Raw genomic sequence first — 19,096 nt, forward strand, 5'->3', positions numbered from 1 at the left:
CGATATCGGTCTTCCGCAAGCCCTTATATAGCCCGGCCGAACCGGCTTGATGCAATGGCGGCGTTGCCTTCCGGGGCGCGCTTTCGGTGGGCCCTGGTCCTTACCACCGCCATCGTGTGCCTACCCTCGGCCCTTCTCGCGCCCGGTCTGCCGCAGCCGCGAAAAGAGCCATGGCGGGGGCTGGCGCGAACAGTATCACATGATACTAGTTGCCTCAGGTGGCACGAGGCCACAGGCTGATGGCAGTCGAAGGCGGAAGCCCGCACGAGGCAAACATGAACAAGCAGGCATCCGAGTCGTTCCAACTGACAGACTTCTTTCCGTACAGGCTCGCCGTGCTTTCGGAGCGCGTCTCCATGGCGGTTGCCCAGCTCTATTCATACCGCTTCGATGTCACCCGCGCCGAATGGCGGGTTCTGGCGGCCCTGGCGGTCAACAACGCAATGACCGCCAAGGAGATCATCGCCTACTCCACGCTGGAAAAGATGCAGGTCAGCCGGGCCGTCGTCAGCCTTGAAGAAAAAGGGCATGTCGTGCGCTCCACCGATGCGGCCGACCGCAGAGCCCAGATCCTCACGCTGACTGCCGCGGGGCGCGCCCTGTTCAAGAAAATTGTGCCGATCGCGCGGGCGCGGGAATCCGACCTTCTTCAGGACCTGGACGCGGACGAGCTCGCTCTGCTCGAGAGCGTCATGGACAAGATCCTGAACCGTGCGCAGAAACTGGTCGAACGCGGCTAGGCGCGAGCGCCTGCGGGATCACGGCAGGGCCGCTCAGACGATTCGAATTTCTTCGGTCAGGTAGAGCTCGAGGCTGGTTGCCTTGCTGGCGGACGACGCCTGCTCATAGGCAGTCGTCGCCCGGGCCTGGTCCGGGAATCCGGCAATGGCCACAAATGCCGGAGGGTAGGCTTCCGAGGCCAGGACCTGGCGTCGCATCACGCTCGAGACATTCGCCAAGGCGGCGAACGTCTTCTCGCCCAATGAATCGCACAACCGCTCTTCGCGCTTGCCGGGGGCGGCACCCGTCCGGTCTATCGCGAAGATCTTGTAGACGGGCCCGTCATAGAGGCCAGCATCATCCATGATCAGTCCGGTCAGCGCCGCCAGGAAACGGGGCTCGTCGACGATCAGTTTCCGGGTCGTTTCCGAGCTGGCGGCCTCGGCAATCGCCTCGGCATCGCGGAACCACAGTTCGACGAAGCCGTGGACGGGCCACTCGGTGTCACGCTCCGATACGCTGGAGCGCAGCACGTGGTTCTGGTTGTAACGGACGAGACCTGGAAGATGCCGCGCGATCTCGGCATGGGGACCGGCCCAGTGCTGCCGGAAATCGGTGGCGGACATCGCATTGTTGCGCTTAAGCAGGGTGATGCGCTTGCTCATGGGGCTTTCACCGGGATGAATTTGATCGGGCAGGGGTGCCGAAAATGTGGTCGCTCGCGAACAGCCGGGGCGGTCCGCCGGCGACGAAGTGGGCGAGATCCTGAACGATCTCCTTCGCGCCGCGCGGCGAGTCGAAGAACCGCTGTTCGAGAGCTTCTTCGTCCGCGAAGTGGAGTTCCGCGACGCCTCCGATCCGCGGTGCATCCTCGGTGAGCCGTTCGTCCACCGACCACTGCACATAACGGCTCGCGCCGACGTGAACGTCGACGGCGAGATTGGCGTGGTTGGCCCAGCTCCGCCGTATCGCGGGCTCCGGCAGGTCGGGGTGAAAAGCCAGGCCGCGCAGGTATTTTATGCCCGAGGACGGTCGGCCGCCGACAATCGCCCCGTCATCCTTGATGACTGTCCCGGTGACCCGGTAGCTGTGCACCAGGTCCAGCCATTCCGGCAATGCCCGGGAGGTCTCCTGCCCGAGCGCGAAGCCTTGCACGAGAATGGCCGCGTCGTAGGGCGGCCATGGTTCGCTGTTGCCGGCCTCTCGGCGCAGGCTTGGCGGCAGGACGAACCCCGAAGGCTGCGGTCGGCCGGCACTGACGACGGCGTAGGCATCCGCTGCGGCCCGGCGTGCGAACTCATCGGCAACGCGCGGAAGGAGCCAGGCGATGAAGTTCTCGGCGTGAAGGCCTTGTCGCACGCGGACGAAGGACATGATCGGCATGGGACTGTTCACCTGCGGGAGAGCGCCGTTCAGAGGACCGGCAGCGGCATGACGAAACGGTCCCGGGTCCGGGCATAGACGCCGGCGCCGGCGATGCGCCCGACCAGATCCAGCTTGTCGGCGTCCACGTGGTAGCGGTCGGAGATGATGCCGTCGTGGGCATGAATCAGCACGGCTTCGCCGATGACGAGATAATAGGGGGTGTTGCCGAGCTCCACGATGCGTTCGAGCTTGCATTCAAATGCCACGGGAGCGTCTGCGATGCGCGGCGGCTTCACCAGGGTGGAGGGCACGGTGGTGAAGCCGGCGAGCTCCATCTCATTGACGTGAGCCGGGTGCTCGCCGGCGCAGACGTTCATCGCGTCGCGGATCTCGTCGCTCACCAGATGGATGACAAATTCGGGGCAGTGCCTGATGTTGGTCAGAGTGTCCTTCTTGGCGTCCGGCTTGGGTCCGATCGAGAACATCAGCATGGGAGGATCGACCGCGATGGCGTTGAAGAAGCTGAAGGGGGCGGCGTTCGGTCCGTCGGGGCCAATGGTCGACACCAGGCCGATCGGCCGCGGATAGACCAGCCCGCCCATCAGCTTGTACTGTTCCGCCCAGCTCAGGTCGCGGATGTCGAGGCTCTTGCAGGCGGGCGCTGCCAAAGTGCTGGCTTCCATGTCTATCACTCTCGTTCGGGACGTTTTTTCGGAGGCTCGCGGTCCGGGGATCGTGCTAGTCGTCGGCGCGGATCTCGCTCAGCTGGCCGTCGGCGCCGCGCTTGCGGTTCCGCCGTTGCGGAAGCGACGCGTCCCGCGATGAGGCTGCGCCGATCTTCCCTGTGAACCCCAGAAGCTCCGAGATATTCGCCGCCGCCGCGCAGACGTGCCGGACCAGCGCGCTGTCCAGTTCGATGTCGAAACGGTTGCTGCGGCCGAAGACGGTGAGCCCCATCGCAAGCTTGCCGGAGGCGTCGAAAACGGGCGCCGATATCCCCGCAATGCCGCTGCCACCGCCATTGGCGACGGTCGCAACCCCCGTCTTGCGAATATGGGTGGTGATCTCGGACAGTTCGGCCGCGGTCTTGGGTGCGCGTTCCCGGTTGGTGAGGCTGTTCTGTTCGAGCTCGCGCGCGATCAGGTCCCGCGTACGGTTCGGCTCCTCGTAGGCGCTGAACAGCAGGCCCGTCGCCGACCATGTCATAGGGCAGATATGCGTGGCCGGAACGCTGCCCGCCTGCGCGTGGCGGGCTTCGATCATGCGAACGAATCGGGGGCCCTGCTCACCCCATATGACGAGGGCTGCGGTTTCTCCGACTTGCTCGGCCACAATATCGAGAGCCTCGGCGGCGGCGCGCAAGGCGTCGAACCGACCGAAGCCCTGCAAGCCGATCTTCATGGCCATGGGCCCCAGGTCATAGAGACCGCTGACGCTGTCCTGGGCGCACAAGCCGGCTCGAACGAGACTAACCATGTAGCGGTGAACCTTGGCCGCGGGCATGCGTGCCGCATGAGCGATCTCCGACAGCCGTTGCGGGCCGTCCGAGGACAGGATCGCGCGAAGAATTTCTCCAGCAACCTCAACGGATTGAATGCCGGCCTTCGCCTCGTCGATGGAGCCGTCTTTTCGAGCGGGCATGAGCGGGATCCAAATAAGACCGGCAGGAGTGCCTTGACCAAACAATCTCATTTGTGATTATATCTGGCAAGCGTAATTAATTACGCATTGTAAAATTTTTGCATGGGAGGACCTTGATGGCCGGCACTCAGGCGCTCCGCGTGGAGCGCGACGACGATACGGCGATCACGGCGGTCGCCGGCCTTCTTGCGAGGAATGTCGCGCTCGTTACCGGTGCCGGACAAGGCAATGGCGCTGCCATCGCGCGTGGTTTCGCCGCAAGCGGCGCGGCCGTCGCGCTTGCCGACGTGAATGGCGACAGCGCAAAAATGGTCTCCGATGAGATCAATTCGAAGGGCGGGCGCAGCACGTCGTTCAGTCTCGATGTGACCGATCTGCGGCAATGCGAAGAGGTCGCGCGTCAGGTGCAGGCCGCATTCGGTCCCGTATCCGTCGTCGTCAACAATGCAGGGATATTTCGGCGCAATGCGCTGGATGACGACGGATTTCTCGACAGTACCGCGCAGCAACTGCGGGTGAATGTCGAAGGCTCGCTGAACGTCGCGAGGGCTTGTCTGCCTCAGCTGCGCGAGACGAAGGGGCGGATCATCAATGTCGCATCGATCGCGGCCTTCATCGCCTATCGGCGCAACGTGACCGGCTATGCCGCCAGCAAGGGCGCGGTCGTGCAAATGACCAAGGCCCTCGCGTCGGATCTGTCGGCCGACGGGATCCGAGTCAACGCGATTGCCCCCGGACTGATCGCGACGCCCATGACGATCGCCTCCCGTTCGCAGCCTGCGGTCATGGAGGAACTCTACCAGCACGCTTTGATGAAGCGTTTCGCAGAGCCGGAGGAACTGGTCGGTTGCGCCTTGTTCCTGGCTTCCCGCCTCTCGACGTTCGTGACCGGCGTGACGGTTCCCGTCGATGGCGGGTTTCTCGCGGTTTGAGGAGAAGCGCGGTGACACAGGCCGACACCAAGGTCGTGGCTTTGGATGACCATCGCCAGGGCGAAACCATCACCTGCGACCTTCTCGTCGCCGGTTCCGGCGCGGGCGGAATGACCGCCGCGATCGTCGCGCGCAAGCTTGGGCTCGACGTCATCGTGGTCGAGAAGGAGGGGGTGCTCGGCGGCACCACCGCCTTGTCGGGCGGCTATCTCTGGGTCCCCAACAATCCGGTCAACAAGAAGGCCGGCACGGTGGATTCGCGTGAGGCGGCGCGCACCTACCTGCAGCACGAGGCGGGAAACCAGTTCGACGCGGCGCGCGTCGACGCGTTTCTCGAGCACGGCCCGCAAATGATCGACTTCATGCAGGAGAATTCCCACGTCCGCTTCGAGCCGTCGATCGCCTTCTCCGATTACCACCCGGATGCACCCGGAGCGCTGCCGGGCGGGCGTTCGATCCTGACGCAGCCGGTGCGGGCCTCGATACTCGGCGAGCATCTGAGCAAGCTGCGTCGACCCCGGCCCGAGATGACGCTGTTCGGGCTCACGATCGGGTCGGGCAAGGAGCTGTGGCACTTCTATCGCGCGACGCGCCGGCTCGGCTCCGCCGCCTATGTCGCCCGCCGGCTGTTCCTCCATGGCCTGGATGTCGTCACCCACGGCCGCGGCATGCTGCTGACCAATGGCAATGCCTTGTCGGCTCGCCTGTACCGGACGGCCATGGACCTCCGGGTGCCGGTCTGGCTCGACAGTCCGGTGCGCAGCCTCATCAAGGGCGACGACGGCGAGGTCATCGGGGCGGTCGTGGCGTCAGCCCAGGGCCCACGCAGGATCATCGCCCGAAAAGGCGTCGTGCTCGCATGTGGCGGCTTCCCGCAGAATGTCGCCCAGCGGCAGGAACTCTATCCGCACGCCGCGAATGCGAACGAGCATGTGTCGTCGGCGAGCCCGGGCAATACCGGTGACGGCTTGCGTCTGGCTCAATCGGTGGGCGGCAAGGTCGCCGAGGGCTACCCCAATCATGCGGCCTGGGCGCCGACCAGCCTGGTCCCGCGCAAGGACGGTACCAAGGGCCCGTTTCCGCATTTCATCGATCGCGGCAAGCCCGGCGTCATCGCCGTTCGGCGGGACGGCAAGCGCTTCGTCAACGAGGCCAACAGCTACCACGACTTCGTCCAGGCTCTCGCCAAGGCGACCCCGGCCGGGGAGGTCGTCGAGGCGTTTCTCATCGCCGATCACAAGACGATCCGCCGCTATGGCCTGGGTCACGTCAAGCCGGCTCCGATCCCGCTGGGCTCGTCCATCCGTTCCGGCTACCTCATTCGTGGGGAGACACTGCAGGAGCTGGCAAAGAATGTCGGCATGAACGCGACCGCCTTCAAGGAGACGGTCGGCCGCTGGAATGCCGACGTGCCCACGGGCGTCGACTCGGCCTTTGCCAAAGGCAGTACCGCCTATAATCGCTTTCACGGGGATCCTGACGTTCAGCCGAACCCGTGTCTCGCCCCGGTGGCCACAGGGCCGTTCTACGCGGTGCGCGTGGTCGCGGGAGACATCGGGACGTTCACGGGGCTGCGCACGGATGCCGATGCGCGCGTGCTCGACGCGGGTGGCCGGCCCATCAAAGGCCTCTACGCCGTGGGCAACGACATGGCGAGCGTCGCCGGAGGAAACTATGTCGGCGGCGGCATCACCCTCGGGCCGGCCATGACATTTGGCTACATCGCCGGCAAGCACGCGGCGGGCGAGCTCGAGACCGGCCGCCCGGACGCGGCGGGCGCCGCACCAGAGCCGGGCGCGACCAGGCGCCACCAGTAAGCAAGCGCAACCATCCAGAAAAGACAAAAGGGGAGAGACACAGATGAACCGCAGATCGTTGCTGAAATCATTCGCCGCCGCATCGGCATTGAGCCTGACCGGGCGTGCCCAGGCCCAGGCCAGTGAAATCCGGATCGGCTATCTGGGGGCCACATCCGGCCCGGCCGCCTTCATCGGCGCCACCGCGCGCAATGCTTTCGACATGCTCGTCGATCAGTACAACGCCAAGGGCGGCATGTCCGGCAAGAAGATCGTCGCCATTCCCTACGATACCGAGGGCAACAGCACGGTGGCGTCGCAGCAGTTCCGTCGCCTGGCCGAGTCGGATCGCGCCGATGTCATCATCGGACCCAACACGACCGGCGAAGCCCTGGTGACCCGCACCATCGCGGAGGAGCTCAAGATCCCGATGATCTCCATGACGGGCACGGAGTCGATCGTGCTTCCGCCCACACCGCACGTGTTCAAGGTCGCCCCGACCGACCGCGCCGTCTCCCGTCACATGCTCCAGTTCGCGAAATCCAAAGGCTGGAACAGCCTGGGCATCATTACCTCGGCAGATGGCTTCGGACAGGCCGGGGCGACCTACCTCAAGGAGAACGCCCAGAAAATGGATCTCAAGATCGCGCTGGCCGAGGAGTTCGGACCGCGCGACACCGACATGACCCCTCAGATCCTGCGGCTTCGGCGTGCGAATGTCGATGCGATGCTGATCTGGAGCGTCAACCCGGGCCCGACCATCATTCTGCGCAACGCGGCGGCCGCGAGCTTCAACAAGCCGATCATCAACAGCTTTGGCGTCGCAAGCCTCCAACTGCTCGATCAGGCCGGCCGCAACGCCGAGAACACCTATGTCTCGTCGATGCGCCTGCTCGTGCCCGACCAGCTTCCGGCGTCCGATCCGCTGCAGCCTGTCGTCTCCAAACTGGCGTCCGACTATCGGGCCCGCTTCAACACGCCGATCACGACCTTTTCCGGCCACGCCTACGACGCTCTGAAGCTGATCGAACTGGCGGTCGCGAAGGCAAACGGCAGCGTCAGCCGAGAGGCGATCACGGCGGCCATCAAGGCGGGGATCGATTTTCCGGGATGCAACGGCGTCATGAAGTACTCGGCATCGAACCATGGCGGCCAAGACGACGACTTCAGCCCGGTGGTCATGGTGCAAGTCAAGAACGGCAAGTTCGTAATCGCTCAGTAAGACGACAATAGAGGGAGCGTAACATGGACGGCGCCATTCAGATCCTGGTCAGCGGGTTCATCGTCGGATGCATCTATGCGATGGCCGCATTGGGGTTCACCATCGTTTTCAATGCGACACGCATTGTCAATTTTGCCAACGGCGAGTTCCTGATGCTTGGCAGTGTCGCACTGGCTGGCGCCGTCACCACAGCGGGCATGCCGCTCTGGCTCGCCGTGATTGCCGCGATCGCCTGCACGGCGATTGTCGGCATCTGCCTGCAGGTGCTCATCCTGAATTACGCACGCAGCACCAACGAGCTGTCGCTCGTGATGCTGACGATCGGCGCGGGTCTCGCCGTCCGGGGCGCGGCCTCGCTCTTCTTCGGCAGGGAGGTGACCTTCGTTCCGGACTTCGGCCTCTTCCCCATGGTGCTTATGGGCGACGTCTACATCATCAGCCAGGGTCTCTGGATCATCATCACTCTGGCTGTCGTGAGCCTGCTGCTCTGGATCCTCTTCGCCCGGACCACGTTCGGCAAGGCCATGAAGGCGGCCAGCGAAGAGCCGCGCGCCGCCGCCTTGTGCGGCATCGAACCGCGGCGAGCGGCCGCGGCTGCCTTCGGAATTGCGGCCGCGCTCGGTGGCCTGGCGGGCGCGCTCGTCGCACCGATCTCGGCCGCCTTCTACGAGAACGGCGTGTTCCTCGGCCTCAAGGGCTTCGCGGCGGCGGTCGCAGGCGGGCTCGGCAATCCGCTCGGGGCGGTGATCGGCGGCCTCATCATCGGCGTCGTCGAGTCGTTCTCCGCCGGCTTTGTCTCGTCAGGCTACAAGGACGGCGTCGCCTTCATTCTTCTGCTGCTCGTGCTTCTGCTGCGGCCCTCGGGCCTGCTGGGCACGGCGTCGGTGAAGCGGGTCTAGCGCCATGAGAAACCCCAATAGCGGCCTGCTGCGCGACGCCCTCTGTCTCATCGTTCTCGCGGTCTTTCTGGTTGGCCTCGAGCTGACGATCAGCAGCCAATTCTATCGCAGCACCATCATTCTGGGTCTCATTTTCGGGATCGCGGCGGTCGGTCTCACGCTCTTGATGGGCTTTGCCGGGCAGGTCTCGATCGGGCAGGGCGCGTTCTTCGGAGCAGGGGCCTATACCGCCGCCTTCGCGGTCCAGAGGCTGGGCCTGCCGATTCCGGTCTCGCTGGTCCTCGCCGCGGTCGTGCCCGCCATCGTCGGCTACATCATCGCCCGGCCCATTCTCAAGCTCGCCGGCCATAACCTGGCGCTTGCGACCCTGGCCCTCGGCGCGGTTTTCTATGTTCTCGCGACCCAATGGACGAGCGTCACCGGCGGCATCGATCCCGGTATTGCCGGCCTGCCGGCGCTGACCGCCTTTGGCTACGGGCACGGGCGGGTCATCTTCTGGCTGTCGGCCTTCTGCATGGTGGTCTGCACCGGCATCGCCCTGATGCTGGTCGACGGGCGCTTCGGCCGCGCCCTGATGGCGATCAAGACCTCGGAGATCGTCGCCAGCTGCACGGGTGTCGACGTCGCGCGGACCAAGGCGATCACCTTCGCGCTGGCCGCGGGTTTCGCCGGTCTGTCGGGCGCGCTCTTCGGCTTCTTCCTGCGCGCATTCAACGCAACCTCGTTCAACGTGGGCCTGTCGATAGAATTGCTCATGATGGTGATCGTCGGCTCGCTGACGACCGTTTGGGGCGCGCTCTTCGGTGCCTTCATCATCATCGCCCTTCCGAACTTCCTGGAGGGCTTCGACCACGCCAAGCTGCTCGTCTACGGCCTCGCAATGATCGTCATCATGATGTTCGCGCCCAATGGCCTCGGCGAGACCCTGGCGCGCCTGTTCACCGGCCGGAAGGCCACCCCATGAGCGCAAGTCTTACGCTCCACCACGTCTCCAAGGCCTTTGGCGGGCTCCGGGCGGTCGATGATGTCTCGTTCGCGCTGGCCGAGGCGAAGGTCACCGCTCTGATCGGTCCGAACGGTGCCGGCAAGTCGACGATCATCAATCTGATAACCGGCGTTTTTCCACCGAGCGGCGGCAATATTGTCCTTGGCGATACGGATATTTCGGGGCTGCCGATGCATCGGCGCTCCATTCTCGGGGTGGCACGAACCTATCAAACCCCGCAGATGATCCAGGGGCTGAGCGCGCTCGGCAATGCCATGGCCGGTTGCTACCGCTTCGGCTGCTATGGCGTGCTGCGGACCATTCTCACGCCGTGGGCCGTCGCCAAGGAGAACGCCGCGCTGGGAGATCGTGCCGCGGCCGCTCTGCGAACCGCCGGCGTTTCGGAAGACTGGTGGGAGCGCCGTGCGACCGACCTGCCATATGGCATCCAGCGGAGGGTCGAGATCGCGCGAGCTCTGGCACAGGAGCCCAAGATCCTGCTCCTCGACGAGCCGGCCGCGGGACTGAACCCGGCCGAGACCGTCGAAATCGGTCAGCTGCTCAAGCGGATCGCGGCGACCGGCATCGCGGTGCTCCTGGTCGAACACGACATGCCCATGGTGATGTCGATCGCCGATCACGTCGTGGTGGTCAATTTCGGCCGTCATCTCGCCGAGGGCAGTCCCGCCCAGATCGCCGCGGATCCCGAGGTCATCGCGGCCTATCTGGGCACCGATGACGAGGCAACGGAAAGGGCGGTCGCATGACCACATTGCTCGAACTCCAGAACCTCGAGGCGGGCTATGGCCAGGTGTCGGTGCTGAGAGGCATTTCGCTGCAGGTCGCCAAGGGCGAGATCGTCGCGCTGGTTGGTGCGAACGGTGCCGGCAAGTCCACGCTCCTGAACACCATTTCCGGCCTGGTGCCGGTTCGCCGGGGTGCGGTCTCCTTCGACGGTTCCAGCCTGGTCGGCCGGCGGGCGGCCCAGATCTCGCGGCTCGGACTGCGCCATGTGCCGGAAGGTCGCCGCGTGTTCGCGGAGCTGTCGGTCGAGGACAATCTTCGCTTGGGCGCCTATGGCACCGGCAATGCGGAGATCGAAGAGCGGCTCCGGCCGATCTACGAGATGTTCCCGCGTCTGGTCGAGCGCCGAACGCAGCTTGCGGGAACAATGTCGGGCGGCGAGCAGCAAATGCTCGCCATCGGACGGGCGGTGATCGCCAAGCCGCGCCTGCTCATGCTGGACGAGCCGTCCATGGGGCTGGCGCCGCTGGTCGTCGCCGAGATCTTCCGGTTGATACGACGTCTCAAGGACGAGCTGGGTATCGGCATTCTCCTTGTCGAGCAGAACGCGCGCGCGGCGCTGCGAATTGCCGATCGCGCCTGCGTCATGGCGCTCGGCAGATTTGAGATCTCCGGAACCGGCCGGGAACTGCTCAGCAATCCCGCCGTGGTCGAGGCATTTCTCGGCGCCCATGCCAAGCCGATCGCGAAATTGGCCTGATCGATCATTGACGGTCGGCCTTGGCGACAAGACGACCCTTACATCACGAGGTGAAGCGTGCCTTCGGGTTTCAACGCAGAGGCCGTCGATATTCGATCGACCGTCTTCGATTTCTCCCGCAGCCGGGACCAGGACGCGGCAAGGCCTGCTCGCCATCCCGTCGTGGTCGTGGGCGCCGGGCCGGTGGGGCTTACGCTGGCGATCGATCTCGCCCAGAGCGGAACGCCCGTTGTCCTGTTCGATGACGACAATGCCTTGTCCAGCGGATCCCGTGCGATCTGTTTCGCCAAGAGGTCGCTGGAGATTTTTGATCGCCTGGGATGCGGCGAACAGATCGTCGACAAGGGGATCGTCTGGAAAACGGGCAAGGTTTTTTTCCGGGATCAACCCGTCTACAGCTTCGATCTGCAGCCGGAAGCCGGCTATAAGCGCCCCCCCTTCGTCAATCTTCAGCAATATTACGTCGAGGCTTATCTGCTCGAGCGGGCCGCTCAGCTGAAATGTCTCGATATCCGCTGGAACAGCCGCGTGACGAACGTCGAGCAACACGCGGACTATGTCGAGATCGAGGTTGAAACGCCCGACGGCACCTACAAGGTCGAAGCGGATTGGGTCGCTGCCTGCGACGGGGGCCGCAGCACGACGCGCCAGCTGCTGGGGCTCGAGAGCAAGGGCCAGATCTTCAAGGACAGGTTCCTGATCGCCGACATCAAGATGGAGGCGGAGTTCCCGACCGAACGCTGGTTCTGGTTCGACCCGCCGTTCCATCCCGGCCAATCGGTTCTGCTGCACAAGCAGCCGGACGATGTCTGGCGCGTCGATTTTCAACTCGGCTGGGATGCCGATCCCGTTGCCGAACGGGATCCGGCGCGGGTTATTCCGCGCGTGAAGGCTCTGCTCGGCAACGACACGCCCTTCAGCCTCGAGTGGATCAGTGTCTACACCTTCGTCTGCATGCGGATGGACCGGTTCAGGCACGGCCGGGTGCTGTTCGCCGGCGACGCCGCCCATGGCGTCTCCCCATTCGGCGCGCGCGGCGCCAATAGCGGCGTCCAGGATGCGGAAAACCTGGCGTGGAAGTTGCGGCTCGTGGTCGACGGCAAGGCACCGGAGAGCCTGCTCGACAGCTACGACGACGAGCGGAGCCTGGCGGCCGACGAAAACATCCTGCACTCGACGCGCAGCACCGATTTCATCACGCCCAAGAACCAGGCCAGTCTCGATTTTCGCAATGCGACACTCGAACTTTCACGGCGGCACGGTTTTGCTCGCCGCCTCGTGAACAGCGGCCGGCTGTCGGTGCCGGCGGTGTTGACCGGCTCGCCGCTGAGCACGGGCGACACGGAGTTCTTCGAGGGCGCCGCGATGCCGGGAGCCGTCGCGCCCGACGCACCGGTCGAAAGCGGCGGGCAGCGATCCTGGTTGCTCGAGCAGATCGGTGGTCGGTTCACCCTCTTGGCTTTCGCCGATCGGGCGGGGGCGGTGCGCCTCCCGAGCGATCGCGAGATCGCGGAGATCGGCCGAGGCCTCGAAGAGCTCCAGCTGGTGCTGGTGGCGCCGGACGCCGCCGCGGCGGAGCGCCTGACGGCCGCCGGTGTGCGCGTCGTGGTCGATGCGGCTGGCCTGGCATCCCGGCGTTACGACGCGCAACCCGGCACGACCTATCTTCTGCGGCCTGACCAGCACGTGTGCGCGCGGTTTCGCACATTCGAGCCGGGCCGGTCGCGCGCGGCGCTGCTGCGCGCCACGGCAAACCATTGAGGCCTGAGAGATGACCATGCCTGCCCACCTGAATACCGAATCCAACCTCGCGGCTCCCGATGATTTCTATGAGCTGCTGGTGAGCGCACACCGCGATCTGGAGCCGGATCAAAGCCGGCTGGTCAACGCCAAGCTGGTGCTCCTGTTCGCCAACCACATCGGCGACATGGCGATCATCGCCGAGGCGATCGGTGCCGCGCGCGAAGGGGTCGCGCCGGGACATATCCAACCCGACCTGGCCCTCACGGCCTAGCGCGCCCGCGGCCGCGACGCCCGACGGTCGACTGCGGCCCGGGGATTGGCCGCAAGCAAACGTTTTGCATTGGAGATGATCAGATGACCGGGACATTCGGACCAACGGGCGCGGGCCAGGCGACATTGCTGGCTGGTGACGTCGCTGTCGTCACCGGGGCGGCCCAGGGCAATGGCGCCGCCATCGCCCGTGGCCTCGCCCGGTATGGCGCGACGGTTGCGATGGCCGATCGCGACGCGGTCAAACTTCAGGAGACAGTCGCCGGCATCAAGGCCGACGGTGGGCGCGTGTCCGGTTTCGCGCTCGATGTCTCCGATCTCGCCGACTGCCAGCGGTTCGCAGGGGATGTCGAGGAGCAGCTGGGACCGGTTTCGGTCCTGGTCAACAATGCCGGCGTCGTCCGCCGGGTGAGCGTCGAGGATGACGGCTTCGTGGCCTCGATGCGCGATCTGTTCGAGGTCAATACCCTCGGGTCGGCGCATATGGTGAAGGTCTTGCTCCCCCAGCTCAAACGGACCAAGGGCCGGGTCATCCACATCGGATCGATCGCGAGCTTTTCGGCCACGACCGGCGGTGTCGCCTACGGGGCATCCAAGGGTGGTGTGCTGCTCATGACCAAGACGATGGCGGCCGAGCTTGCGCCGTTCGGCATTCGCGTGAACGGCGTCGCGCCGGGGCTCATGGTCACGCCGATGACCGAGCCGACCCGCGCCAATCCCGAAGCCGCCAGGCTTTATCTGGAGCACATTCCGATGAAGCGTTTCGGCGATGCAAACGAACTGGTGGGTCCGGTGATGTTCCTGGCCTCCGAGCTGTCGTCCTACGTGACGGGCGTGATGCTCCCGGTCGACGGCGGCTACCTGTCTGTCTGACGCAGCGACGACGGCTGGGGCGACCCAAATGAGCGGGAAGATCGTCCTCGCAACGGGCAGCGGCGGTGGAATTGGGCGCGGCATCGGGTTGCCCGCCAGCCAACCCGGTTGGTCCGTGGCCGTGAACCACATATTGGCCGCCGATGCGGCGGAGGACGCCGATCGTCGCCGCTAGCCAGGGCCATCCGTTTCATCTTCGACCCGGCACGAGCATTCAGGAGTTCATCATGAGCAAACCCAGCTTTGCGTCCACCGGCGATGGCCAGGACAAGGCCATCTCCTTCACCGAGATCGGTCGCGATCTCTATGCCTTCACGGCGGAGGGCGATCCCAATACCGGCGTCATCATCGGCCCGGAGAGCGTCATGGTCATCGACGCTCAGGCGACCCCCGTCATGGCCAGGACGGTGATCGAACGGATCCGCACCGTCACCGACAAGCCGATCAAGCACGTGCTGCTGTCGCATTACCACGCGGTGCGCGTCCTCGGGGCATCCGGTTTCGAGGCGTCGGAAATCATCGCCTCGCGCACGACGCGCGACATGATCGTCGAGCGCGGCCAGGAGGATTGGGACAGCGAGCTCGGCCGGTTCCCCCGGCTGTTCCGGGCCGCGGAGTCGGTGCCCGGGCTCACCTGGCCGACGATCACCTTCGAGCGTGAGATGTCGGTCTGGCTCGGCAGCCGCGAGGTCCGCATCAAGCATATCGGGCGTGGCCACACCGCCGGCGACACGATCGCCTATGTCCCCGATGCCAACGTGGTCTTCTCGGGCGATCTCGTCGAATACCACTCGGCCTGCTATTGCGGCGATGCGCATTTCGAGGATTGGCCGGAGACCCTCGATCGGCTGGCAGCGCTCGATCCAACCGCCATCGTCCCCGGCCGCGGTGCCGCCGTGACCGGCCGCGACGTCGCCGATGCGATCTCGTTGACGCGCGACTTCCTGTCGACCCTCTACGGCTCGGTGAAGGCCAGTGCGGCAAAGGGCGAGAGCCTCAAGCAGGCTTTCGATGCCTGCCGTCGCGTCATGGATCCGAAGTTCAAGGATTTTGCGATCTACGAGCACTGCCTGCCGTTCAATGTCGCGCGGGCTTTCGATGAAGCGCGCGGCATCGGCCATCCCCGCATCTGGACCGCCGACCGTGATCGCGAGATGTGGAGCAACCTCCAGGGTTGAGGCCGCGAGGCGGCCGACGAAAACGCCATGGCGAACCAGCTGGGCAGTATCCCGGAGCCGACCGAGGACGGCAAGACGCCGATCCGATTGGCTTCGGGACGCAAAATCGGACGATCCGTCGGTGGCCTTGAACGCCCCGCCTGGATCGACGGCGCCAAAGGCAGCCTCGGATCCTCGCGACCAATTCGGAAGCGGCCGGGTCCAAGGTCAGGATCGGCCGAAGCCGGCCGCGCGTTGTCGCGGCCCTTTCGAAGGACGCCGCCCCGATCCTTTCAGCCCACCTTTCCGTCACCGCATCGCGATCGGATCCTCCGATCACGATGCCGGTGGCCACGATGCCGTCCCAACCTGGCTGTCGAAGAGCCGACTAGCTTGCGAGAGGCAGCAAGTTCTCGGGGCGGGCCGGCAGAAGGCCACGCTCGACCTTCTTGACAATCTCGGTCAGGGCCTTGTGCGTGGGGGCTTCGACGCCGGCTTCCTGTCCCTTGGCGACAATGAAGCCGTTGATTTCCTCAATCTCCGTCCGGCGGCCCTTCTCCATGTCCTGAGCCATGGAGGGGCGTTGGAGATTGCTGCGAACCGAGCCCTTGGTTCCGGCCAGCAGCGAGGTCTCGACCTCCTCCAGCGAGACGGGGTCTCCGTGCATGGCCCGGACGAATTGCCGCGGCTCCAGCTTCAGGAAGGGTTCGAGCTCGTATCCCAGGGCCTCGCCCACGAGCACGGCCTCGCCCGCGAGACGGATGGCGACCTTCCGGATCTGGTCGTGCGCGTCGCGGGCATTGCCGCCGAGCCCGGTCGCGGCCGAGACGCCGTTGCGCATGCCGTTCACGCACAGCTTCGACCAGCGCACGCCCCAGAGATTGTTGGTCACGCTGGTGGTGTCCACCGCCGACAGGATCGCGCCCAGTTCTTTCACGCGCGGGCTGGTGCGGCCATGAACCTCGCCGACCTGCAGGCTGTAGACCTTGTCGCTGCGAGGCATGGTTCGGCGGATATGCCCGGCCTCGTGCAGATCCACGGTGAAGTTGTTGCCGACCATGCAGCCGACCACACGTCCCCAGCCGACAATGGCGGCGATGCGCTCTTCATTGATGCCGTTCTGCGCCGAGACAACATAGCCGTCGCTGGCGAGATAGGGGGCGATCAGCTGGGTGGCCCAGGCCGTGTCATAGGATTTGGTGGCGATGATGGCGATGTCGACCGGCTTCTCCTTCGAGAGCCCCTGCAGCTCGGTGAGATGCAGCGTCCGCGGAGCCGCCGAGATCGTTTCCTCATCGGTCATGCCGGTGAGCGACAGGCCCTGCCGGCGAATGGTTTCGACATGTTCCGGCCAGGGATCGACCAGGGTGACGTCTTCGCCGGCACGGGCGAGATAGGTCCCGAAATAGCCGCCGACCGCTCCGGCGCCGACGATAACGATACGCTTGCCCATCGATATTTCCACTCTTTGACAGGAGGTGATGTCTTAAAAGCCGTAGAGCCGAGCCGGATTGTCCAGGAGGATCTTCCGGTAGGTCGCCTCGTCCCGCGCCCACCCTGCGAGCAGCGAAAACACGCCGGCATCGTCGATCGGCATGGGTTGCGATACCATTGCGGGGGGTCGGGTCGGATCCGGGTGCGGCCAGTCGCTGCCCCAGAGGACGCGATCCGGATTCGCGTCGATGAAGGCATGCGCGATGGGTGAAAGATCCGGATAATCCGGCGGCTGCAGCGACGACCGGTAGGCCGCCGAAACCTTGACATAGGCGCGGCCGGTGCCAACCAGGTCGATCACGCCGGCAAGCCCGGGCTGGTCCAGGCCTTTTGCTCCCACGGCGCCGGCGAAGTGGTCGAAGACCACCGGAACCGGAAGAGCCCGGATCGTATCCAGGAAAGCCGCGATGAGGGGAAGCTGGGCATAGACCTGGATGTGCCAGCCATAAGGCGCGACCTTGTCGGCCATGTTTTCCAGGTGGCGGGCAGCGCGCCTGTGGTCGTGTTCGCCGCTCAGTTCGAAATTGACGCGGATGCCCCGGACGCCGCCGGCGGCCAGCCGCTCGAGCTCGGCCCTGCTGGTGCTGTCCTCGATGACGGCGACACCGCGCGCACGATCGAGGCCGATGTCCCGGATCCCCGCCAGCGTCGCCGAATTGTCGCTGCCGTAGACGCTCGGCTGGACGATCACCACACGTTGCAGGCCGAGGCTGTCCAGCAGGGTGGTTAGCGCGGCGCAACTGGCGGGCGGCGGGGTGTATTTGCGGTTTTCCGCGTAGGGATAGAGCGCGGGATCGAGGAAGACGTGGGTGTGGCAATCACACGCTCCCCCCGGCACCCGGTCGGTACGGGTGCTGGCAAGCTGGGACATCTCTCTCACTCCTGGCTTTGGCGCGAGGCCTCGAGCCCCTCGTCCGGAAAATAGCGCCGGATGATGCGATCGGGATCGGACAATTCGGAAACATCGCCCTCGCCGGATATATGCCCGTCGGTCAGGACGACGAAGCGATGCGCGACACGCGCCGCGAAGGGAAGATTCTGCTCCGTCAGGATGATGCTCATCCCGTCCTTGCACAGGCGCTCGGTGACCGACTGGAGCGCGTCGTAAATGGCCGGCGCTAGCCCCTGCGAGGGTTCGTCGAGCAGCAGCACGGACGGCTTTCGGCCCACCGCCATGGCGATGGCCAGCATCTGCTGCTCACCGCCGCTGAGCATTCCGGCCATGGTCTGCATGCGCTCGGCGATGATCGGGAACAGGTCCAGCAGGTAGCTGTAGATCGCCGCGCGCTCGGCACCGGAATAGGGTTGCGTCGCGATCTGCAGGTTCTCCCGTACGCTGAGAGCGGTGAAGATGTTGCCGCGGGTTTCGGGAACGAAGCCGATGCCGGCGGCGACGCGGTCATGCGCCTTCAGCGCATCGATCCGCTTGCCCCTCAGCGAGATCGGTCCGGTGTTGCGCACCAGTCCGGTGATGGCGCCGAGCAGGCTGCTCTTGCCGGCACCGTTCGGCCCGAGCACCGCGAGCAGTTCCCCGGCCGCGAGCCGCAGACGGATGCCGTTGCAGGCCCTGATCGGGCCATAACTCGCCGACAGGCCGGTGCATTCCAGGGCGGCCTGCGCCGTGGCGGCCGGCGAGGCCGCGCGCGGGGCCGGCTCCACCGTGGCGGCGGCCGTCGACGATGTGCCGCTGCTGCCGAGATAGGCCTCGATGAATTCCGGGCGATGGCGAAGAGTCTGGAGGCCGCCGCGCAGCAGGATCTCGCCGCGGTTCAGGACGGTCACCTGCTCGCAGAGCTCGCTGATCATCGCGAAATTGTGCTCGACCAGCAGAATACCGGTACCTTCGGCGGCGAGCGAGCGGATCGTCGCCACCAGCCGGCGCTGCTCGGCTTTGGCGAGCCCGGCGGCGGGCTCGTCCAGCAGCAGGTAGCGCGATCCGGCCGCGACTGCGCGCCCCACGTCGACCAGTCGCACCTGGCCGAGCGGCAGATTGCCGAGGCGGATATGGGCAACCTCGGACAGTCCGAGGCGGCCCAGCAGGCCGGCGCATTTGGCGCGCAGGGCCTGTTCGGCTCCGGTGAGGTGATGGAGCCCGAACAGGCTCGCCAGCATGCCGGGTTTCACGCTCGGATAGAAACCGCACATGACGGCGTCTTCCACGGTCAGATCCGGGTCGATGCGCGGCGTCTGGAATGTTCGCGTCACGCCGATGCGCGTTCTCAGGGCTGGCGACAGGCCGCCAAGATCGGTGCCGTCGAGCTTCACCGAGCCCGAGGTCACCGGCACGAAGCCGGTGATGGCGTTGAAGAGCGTGGATTTTCCGGAACCGTTCGGGCCGATCAGCCCCAGGATTTCGCCGGGCCTGAGCGATAGATCGACGCCGCGCAGCGCGCGCACGCCACCGAAACGAACCTCGAGGTCGGTGACGTCGATGCCGACGGAAAGCCCGGCCCCGGCGACGACGGTTGCGCTGGCCACGCGCGATGGCGGGCTCG

General features: G+C 65.4%; 19 protein-coding genes. 12 read left to right on the forward strand and 7 right to left on the reverse strand.

Going from position 1 to position 19,096, the window contains the following annotated elements:
* Positions 1-275 precede the first annotated feature (275 nt).
* Positions 276-740 carry a MarR family winged helix-turn-helix transcriptional regulator gene (locus tag AC07WJ_RS07075; RefSeq protein WP_494933857.1) on the forward strand — a complete coding sequence of 155 codons (465 nt, stop codon included), beginning with the start codon at positions 276-278 and terminating at the stop codon, positions 738-740.
* A gap of 33 nt (positions 741-773) precedes the next feature.
* On the opposite strand, the gene AC07WJ_RS07080 is transcribed toward AC07WJ_RS07075, so the two are convergent.
* From AC07WJ_RS07080 to AC07WJ_RS07095, 4 genes are read right to left on the reverse strand one after another with little or no spacing between them, the layout of a single operon-like run.
* A complete protein-coding gene (locus AC07WJ_RS07080) occupies positions 774-1,385 on the reverse strand; it encodes an EthD family reductase (RefSeq protein WP_494933858.1) in 612 nt (203 codons plus the stop codon).
* 7 nt (positions 1,386-1,392) lie between these two features.
* Entirely contained in the window at positions 1,393-2,103 is a 711-nt protein-coding gene (locus AC07WJ_RS07085) for a hypothetical protein (RefSeq protein ID WP_494933859.1), read from the reverse strand.
* A gap of 29 nt (positions 2,104-2,132) precedes the next feature.
* Positions 2,133-2,768, reverse strand: coding sequence for a flavin reductase family protein (locus AC07WJ_RS07090; RefSeq protein ID WP_494933860.1), 636 nt, complete (start codon positions 2,766-2,768; stop codon positions 2,133-2,135).
* A gap of 55 nt (positions 2,769-2,823) precedes the next feature.
* Positions 2,824-3,726, reverse strand: a complete 903-nt coding sequence (locus AC07WJ_RS07095; protein ID WP_494933861.1) for an IclR family transcriptional regulator — start codon at positions 3,724-3,726, stop codon at positions 2,824-2,826.
* 116 nt (positions 3,727-3,842) lie between these two features.
* Here AC07WJ_RS07095 and AC07WJ_RS07100 point away from each other — a divergent pair, with 116 nt between their 5' ends.
* The 11 genes from AC07WJ_RS07100 to AC07WJ_RS07150 all read left to right on the forward strand — a co-directional run bounded on the left by AC07WJ_RS07100 (position 3,843) and on the right by AC07WJ_RS07150 (position 15,128).
* Positions 3,843-4,658, forward strand: coding sequence for an SDR family NAD(P)-dependent oxidoreductase (locus AC07WJ_RS07100; protein ID WP_494933862.1), 816 nt, complete (start codon positions 3,843-3,845; stop codon positions 4,656-4,658).
* A 35-nt stretch (positions 4,659-4,693) separates the two neighbouring features.
* The gene (locus AC07WJ_RS07105) at positions 4,694-6,475 is read left to right on the forward strand and encodes an FAD-binding protein (protein ID WP_494934744.1); all 1,782 of its coding nucleotides are present in this window, start codon (positions 4,694-4,696) and stop codon (positions 6,473-6,475) included.
* Positions 6,476-6,518: 43 nt separating this feature from the next.
* Positions 6,519-7,676, forward strand: a complete 1,158-nt coding sequence (locus AC07WJ_RS07110; protein ID WP_494933863.1) for an ABC transporter substrate-binding protein — start codon at positions 6,519-6,521, stop codon at positions 7,674-7,676.
* Positions 7,677-7,699: 23 nt separating this feature from the next.
* Complete coding sequence (locus AC07WJ_RS07115; protein WP_494933864.1) at positions 7,700-8,575, forward strand: branched-chain amino acid ABC transporter permease; 876 nt, start codon at positions 7,700-7,702, stop codon at positions 8,573-8,575.
* 4 nt (positions 8,576-8,579) lie between these two features.
* Positions 8,580-9,539 (forward strand): branched-chain amino acid ABC transporter permease, encoded by a 960-nt coding sequence (locus AC07WJ_RS07120; protein ID WP_494933865.1) that lies wholly within the window; start codon positions 8,580-8,582, stop codon positions 9,537-9,539.
* Complete coding sequence (locus AC07WJ_RS07125; protein WP_494933866.1) at positions 9,536-10,327, forward strand: ABC transporter ATP-binding protein; 792 nt, start codon at positions 9,536-9,538, stop codon at positions 10,325-10,327. Before AC07WJ_RS07120 ends, AC07WJ_RS07125 begins: the two co-directional genes overlap by 4 nt.
* A complete protein-coding gene (locus AC07WJ_RS07130; RefSeq protein WP_494933867.1) occupies positions 10,324-11,064 on the forward strand; it encodes an ABC transporter ATP-binding protein in 741 nt (246 codons plus the stop codon). Before AC07WJ_RS07125 ends, AC07WJ_RS07130 begins: the two co-directional genes overlap by 4 nt.
* A gap of 57 nt (positions 11,065-11,121) precedes the next feature.
* Entirely contained in the window at positions 11,122-12,825 is a 1,704-nt protein-coding gene (locus AC07WJ_RS07135) for an FAD-dependent oxidoreductase (protein ID WP_494933868.1), read from the forward strand.
* Positions 12,826-12,835: 10 nt separating this feature from the next.
* On the forward strand, positions 12,836-13,078 hold the full coding sequence (locus AC07WJ_RS07140; RefSeq protein ID WP_494933869.1) for a DUF2783 domain-containing protein: 243 nt from the start codon (positions 12,836-12,838) through the stop codon (positions 13,076-13,078).
* Between the two features lie 83 nt (positions 13,079-13,161).
* The gene (locus tag AC07WJ_RS07145) at positions 13,162-13,950 is read left to right on the forward strand and encodes an SDR family NAD(P)-dependent oxidoreductase (RefSeq protein WP_494933870.1); all 789 of its coding nucleotides are present in this window, start codon (positions 13,162-13,164) and stop codon (positions 13,948-13,950) included.
* 227 nt (positions 13,951-14,177) lie between these two features.
* Positions 14,178-15,128, forward strand: coding sequence for an MBL fold metallo-hydrolase (locus AC07WJ_RS07150; protein ID WP_494933871.1), 951 nt, complete (start codon positions 14,178-14,180; stop codon positions 15,126-15,128).
* Positions 15,129-15,495: 367 nt separating this feature from the next.
* Here AC07WJ_RS07150 and AC07WJ_RS07155 read toward each other — a convergent pair whose 3' ends face one another.
* The 3 genes from AC07WJ_RS07155 to AC07WJ_RS07165 are packed head-to-tail and all read right to left on the reverse strand — an operon-like array spanning position 15,496 to position 19,079.
* Positions 15,496-16,560 carry a ketopantoate reductase family protein gene (locus AC07WJ_RS07155; RefSeq protein ID WP_494933872.1) on the reverse strand — a complete coding sequence of 355 codons (1,065 nt, stop codon included), beginning with the start codon at positions 16,558-16,560 and terminating at the stop codon, positions 15,496-15,498.
* A 33-nt stretch (positions 16,561-16,593) separates the two neighbouring features.
* Positions 16,594-17,472: an amidohydrolase family protein gene (locus AC07WJ_RS07160; RefSeq protein ID WP_494933873.1), complete on the reverse strand. Its 879-nt coding sequence runs from the start codon at positions 17,470-17,472 to the stop codon at positions 16,594-16,596.
* 5 nt (positions 17,473-17,477) lie between these two features.
* Positions 17,478-19,079 carry an ATP-binding cassette domain-containing protein gene (locus AC07WJ_RS07165; protein WP_494933874.1) on the reverse strand — a complete coding sequence of 534 codons (1,602 nt, stop codon included), beginning with the start codon at positions 19,077-19,079 and terminating at the stop codon, positions 17,478-17,480.
* Positions 19,080-19,096: the final 17 nt, after the last annotated feature.

Source organism: Phreatobacter sp. GW821-FHT04C01 (assembly GCF_059420385.1).

Bases quoted from the DNA above. Each gene is read 5' to 3' on its own strand.
- AC07WJ_RS07095 (WP_494933861.1), bottom strand. From the start codon at position 3,726: ATGCCCGCTCGAAAAGACGGCTCCATCGACGAGGCGAAGGCCGGCATT.
- AC07WJ_RS07160 (WP_494933873.1), bottom strand. From the start codon at position 17,472: ATGTCCCAGCTTGCCAGCACCCGTACCGACCGGGTGCCGGGGGGAGCG.
- AC07WJ_RS07120 (WP_494933865.1), top strand. From the start codon at position 8,580: ATGAGAAACCCCAATAGCGGCCTGCTGCGCGACGCCCTCTGTCTCATC.
- AC07WJ_RS07145 (WP_494933870.1), top strand. From the start codon at position 13,162: ATGACCGGGACATTCGGACCAACGGGCGCGGGCCAGGCGACATTGCTG.
- AC07WJ_RS07075 (WP_494933857.1), top strand. From the start codon at position 276: ATGAACAAGCAGGCATCCGAGTCGTTCCAACTGACAGACTTCTTTCCG.
- AC07WJ_RS07155 (WP_494933872.1), bottom strand. From the start codon at position 16,560: ATGGGCAAGCGTATCGTTATCGTCGGCGCCGGAGCGGTCGGCGGCTAT.
- AC07WJ_RS07150 (WP_494933871.1), top strand. From the start codon at position 14,178: ATGAGCAAACCCAGCTTTGCGTCCACCGGCGATGGCCAGGACAAGGCC.
- AC07WJ_RS07080 (WP_494933858.1), bottom strand. From the start codon at position 1,385: ATGAGCAAGCGCATCACCCTGCTTAAGCGCAACAATGCGATGTCCGCC.
- AC07WJ_RS07110 (WP_494933863.1), top strand. From the start codon at position 6,519: ATGAACCGCAGATCGTTGCTGAAATCATTCGCCGCCGCATCGGCATTG.
- AC07WJ_RS07090 (WP_494933860.1), bottom strand. From the start codon at position 2,768: ATGGAAGCCAGCACTTTGGCAGCGCCCGCCTGCAAGAGCCTCGACATC.
- AC07WJ_RS07100 (WP_494933862.1), top strand. From the start codon at position 3,843: ATGGCCGGCACTCAGGCGCTCCGCGTGGAGCGCGACGACGATACGGCG.
- AC07WJ_RS07115 (WP_494933864.1), top strand. From the start codon at position 7,700: ATGGACGGCGCCATTCAGATCCTGGTCAGCGGGTTCATCGTCGGATGC.
- AC07WJ_RS07140 (WP_494933869.1), top strand. From the start codon at position 12,836: ATGACCATGCCTGCCCACCTGAATACCGAATCCAACCTCGCGGCTCCC.
- AC07WJ_RS07125 (WP_494933866.1), top strand. From the start codon at position 9,536: ATGAGCGCAAGTCTTACGCTCCACCACGTCTCCAAGGCCTTTGGCGGG.
- AC07WJ_RS07130 (WP_494933867.1), top strand. From the start codon at position 10,324: ATGACCACATTGCTCGAACTCCAGAACCTCGAGGCGGGCTATGGCCAG.
- AC07WJ_RS07085 (WP_494933859.1), bottom strand. From the start codon at position 2,103: ATGCCGATCATGTCCTTCGTCCGCGTGCGACAAGGCCTTCACGCCGAG.